Below are 3,197 nucleotides of genomic sequence, written 5' to 3' on the forward strand. Positions count from 1 at the left end.
TGGGCGCGCACGGCGAGGTCCTCGCCGACGACCGGCTGCGCACCTCGGTCCCGGACGTGTACGCCGTCGGCGACTGCGCGTCCTTCCCCTCGGCCCGCTACGGCGAACGGCTCCTAGTCCACCACTGGGACAACGCCCTCCAGGGCCCGCGCACGGTCGCCGCGGACATCCTGGGGGAGACCCCGGCGGTCTACGACCCGGTGCCCTACTTCTGGTCGGAGCAGTTCGGCCGGTTCGTGCAGTACGCCGGCCACCACACGGCGGGCGACCGCATGGTCTGGCGCGGCGACCCGGCGGGGCCGTCCTGGACGGTGTGCTGGCTGTGCGAGGACCGCCTGGTGGCCCTGCTGGCCGTCGGCCGCCCCCGCGACCTGGCCCAGGGCCGCCGCCTGATCGAGGCGGGCCGGACCATGGACGTCGAGGCCCTGACGGACCCGGCCAGGCCGCTGAAGAACGCCGCGGCCGACTGACCGCGCCCCCTCGGGGCGCCCGGCTGCGGGGGCCCCACCAGCCACAACGCACCCGCGGACGGCCGACGACACATCGCGGCGGGACCGGCGGAGCGCCTACCCTAGGTGCTGTGACCGAGATTGACGCAAAGATCGATGCTCTCGTCCCCGCCTGGCTCACCCTTCCCGACATCGCCGAAAAGCTCGGCGTCGAGGTGACGCGTGTCCGGCAGCTGGTCAAGGACGGCCAGCTGATCGCCGTACGCCGGGGCGAGAACAGGGCGCTGCACGTGCCCGCCGCCTTCATCGACGGGGACAAGGTGGTCAAGGGCCTGTCCGGGACCCTGACGCTGCTCCGGGACGACGGCTTCACGGTCGAAGAGATGATCGAGTGGCTCTTCACCCCCGACCCCACCCTGCCCGGCACCCCCGCGCAGGCCCTGAGCGAGAATCGCGGCACGGAGGTGAAGCGCCGCGCCCAGGCGCTCGCCGTCTGAGCCGACCCGCGGTACGGGGGTGTGCGGGCCCACCGCCCGCACACCACCGCCGGGGCCCGCGCCCGGACACCGCTGCCGGGAGCCACGCCCGCACACCACCACCGGGAGCCACGCCCGGACAGCACCACCGGGAGCCACGCCCGGACAGCACCGCCGGGGCCCGCGCCCGGACAGCACCGCCGAAGACCATCAGGGACACCGACCACGGGGGGACCCACGCATGTCCGACACCGCCCGCGCCGCGCTCGCCGACGCCCGCCTGTACCTCTGCACGGACGCCCGCAAGCGCCAGGGCGACCTGCCCGAGTTCCTGGACGCGGTGCTGGCCGGCGGCGTCGACATCGTGCAGCTGCGCGACAAGGGCATGGAGGCCGCCGAGGAGCTGGAGCACCTGGAGGTCTTCGCCGACGCCTGCGCCCGGCACGGCAAGCTGCTCGCGGTCAACGACCGGGCCGACGTCGCCCACGCCGCCCGCGCCGGTGTGCTGCACCTCGGCCAGGGCGACCTGCCGGTCCCCGCCGCCCGCGCGATCCTCGGTGACGAGGTGCTGATCGGCCGCTCCACGCACGCCGAGGACGAGGCCGCCGCCGCGGCCGTCCAGGACGGCGTGGACTACTTCTGCACCGGCCCCTGCTGGCCCACCCCCACCAAGCCCGGCCGGCACGCCCCCGGCCTCGGTCTGGTCCGCCACACCGCAGCCCTCGGCACCGACCGCCCCTGGTTCGCCATCGGCGGCATCGACCTGGGCAACCTCGACCAGGTGCTGGACGCGGGGGCCCGCCGGGTGGTCGTGGTGCGCGCGATCACCGAGGCGGACGACCCCGGCGCGGCGGCGGCGGAGTTCGCCAAGCGGCTGCGGCAGGCCTAGGCGCACGGCCGGCGCACGGGCGTTCGGCCCGCCGTCTCGCGAAACTGTCCAAGGGATGGACAACGGCCCGACAATTCGGGCAAATTTCCGAGGTGTGGTTGGGGGACCGTCCGCCCCTGGCTAACCTGCCCGTATGGCCCTCGGAACCCCGTCCACCAGGACTGATCGCGCACGCACCGTGCGCGATATGCTCGCCAGCGGCAAGACGACGTACTCGTTCGAGTTCTCCGCGCCGAAGACCCCCAAGGGCGAGCGCAACTTGTGGAGCGCGCTCCGGCGGGTCGAGGCGGTCGCCCCCGACTTCGTCTCCGTGACCTACGGCGCCGGCGGCTCCACCCGCGCGGGCACGGTCAAGGAGACCCAGCAGATCGTCGCCGACACGACGCTGACCCCGGTCGCCCACCTCACCGCGGTCGACCACTCCATCGCCGAGCTGCGCAACATCATCGGCCAGTACGCCGACGCCGGGATCCGCAACATGCTCGCGGTGCGCGGCGACCCGCCCGGCGACCCCATGGGCGAATGGGTCCCGCACCCCCGGGGCCTGACCTACGCCGCCGAACTCGTCCGGCTCATCAAGGAGTCGGGCGACTTCTGCGTGGGCGTCGCCGCGTTCCCGGAGATGCACCCGCGCTCCGCGGACTGGGACACCGACGTCGCGCACTTCGTGGACAAGTGCCGCGCGGGCGCCGACTACGCCATCACACAGATGTTCTTCCAGCCCGAGTCGTATCTGCGGCTGCGCGACCGCGTGGTGGCAGCCGGCTGCGACACCCCGGTGATCCCGGAGATCCTGCCGGTCACGAGCGTGAAGATGCTGGAACGGTTGCCGAAACTCAGCAACGCCCGTTTCCCGGACGCCCTGAAAGAGCGGATCCTGGCGGCGAAGGACGATCCGGCGGCGGTACGCTCCATCGGTATCGAGTTCGCCACGGAGTTCTGCGCCCGGCTGCTGGCCGAGGGAGTGCCCGGACTGCACTTCATCACGCTCAACAACTCCACGGCGACCCTGGAGATCTACGAGAACCTGGGCCTGCACCACCCCCCGCGGGCCTAGACCGGCCGCACCGCGATAGGACACACTGCGTAGCGGTCACTGGCAGTAGCGGTCATTGGGAGAGGGGCGTACATGGGCTGGGCGGTCCTCTACATCGCGTTCGGCGGCGTCGCGCTGTGGTTGCTGGGCGAGGTGCTGCTGCAATACAAGGCGCGGCTGCGCTGGCGGCTCCTGGCCTTCGCCGGTTTCCTCGGCGTCGTGATCGGCGTGCTGTTGCCCTCCGTGATCGTCATCGCGCTGGGTGCGATCGCCTTCGCGATCGGCCAGACCTACGTCACGCTGTCGTTCCGCCGGGGCTTCGCCTCCGGCTGGGCGGTCCGCCGGCC

4 protein-coding genes and 1 pseudogene are annotated in these 3,197 nt (G+C 72.7%); all 5 read left to right on the top strand.

Annotation, left to right across the window (positions count from 1 at the left end):
• Positions 1-470, top strand: a 470-nt coding sequence (locus tag H5J33_RS28715; RefSeq protein WP_181797740.1) for an oxidoreductase C-terminal domain-containing protein, incomplete at its 5' end; no start/stop codon positions are given.
• A gap of 110 nt (positions 471-580) precedes the next feature.
• Positions 581-946 (top strand): helix-turn-helix domain-containing protein, encoded by a 366-nt coding sequence (locus H5J33_RS28720; RefSeq protein ID WP_181797741.1) that lies wholly within the window; start codon positions 581-583, stop codon positions 944-946.
• 220 nt (positions 947-1,166) lie between these two features.
• Positions 1,167-1,814, top strand: a complete 648-nt coding sequence (thiE, locus tag H5J33_RS28725) for a thiamine phosphate synthase (protein WP_181797742.1) — start codon at positions 1,167-1,169, stop codon at positions 1,812-1,814.
• A 133-nt stretch (positions 1,815-1,947) separates the two neighbouring features.
• On the top strand, positions 1,948-2,871 hold the full coding sequence (gene metF, locus H5J33_RS28730) for a methylenetetrahydrofolate reductase [NAD(P)H] (RefSeq protein WP_181797743.1): 924 nt from the start codon (positions 1,948-1,950) through the stop codon (positions 2,869-2,871).
• 72 nt (positions 2,872-2,943) lie between these two features.
• Positions 2,944-3,197 (top strand): annotated as a pseudogene (locus H5J33_RS28735) (hypothetical protein); the annotation flags it as partial.

Source organism: Streptomyces sp. WELS2, assembly GCF_013870595.1.
In the GTDB taxonomy this organism is placed as follows: Bacteria; Actinomycetota; Actinomycetes; order Streptomycetales; family Streptomycetaceae; genus Streptomyces.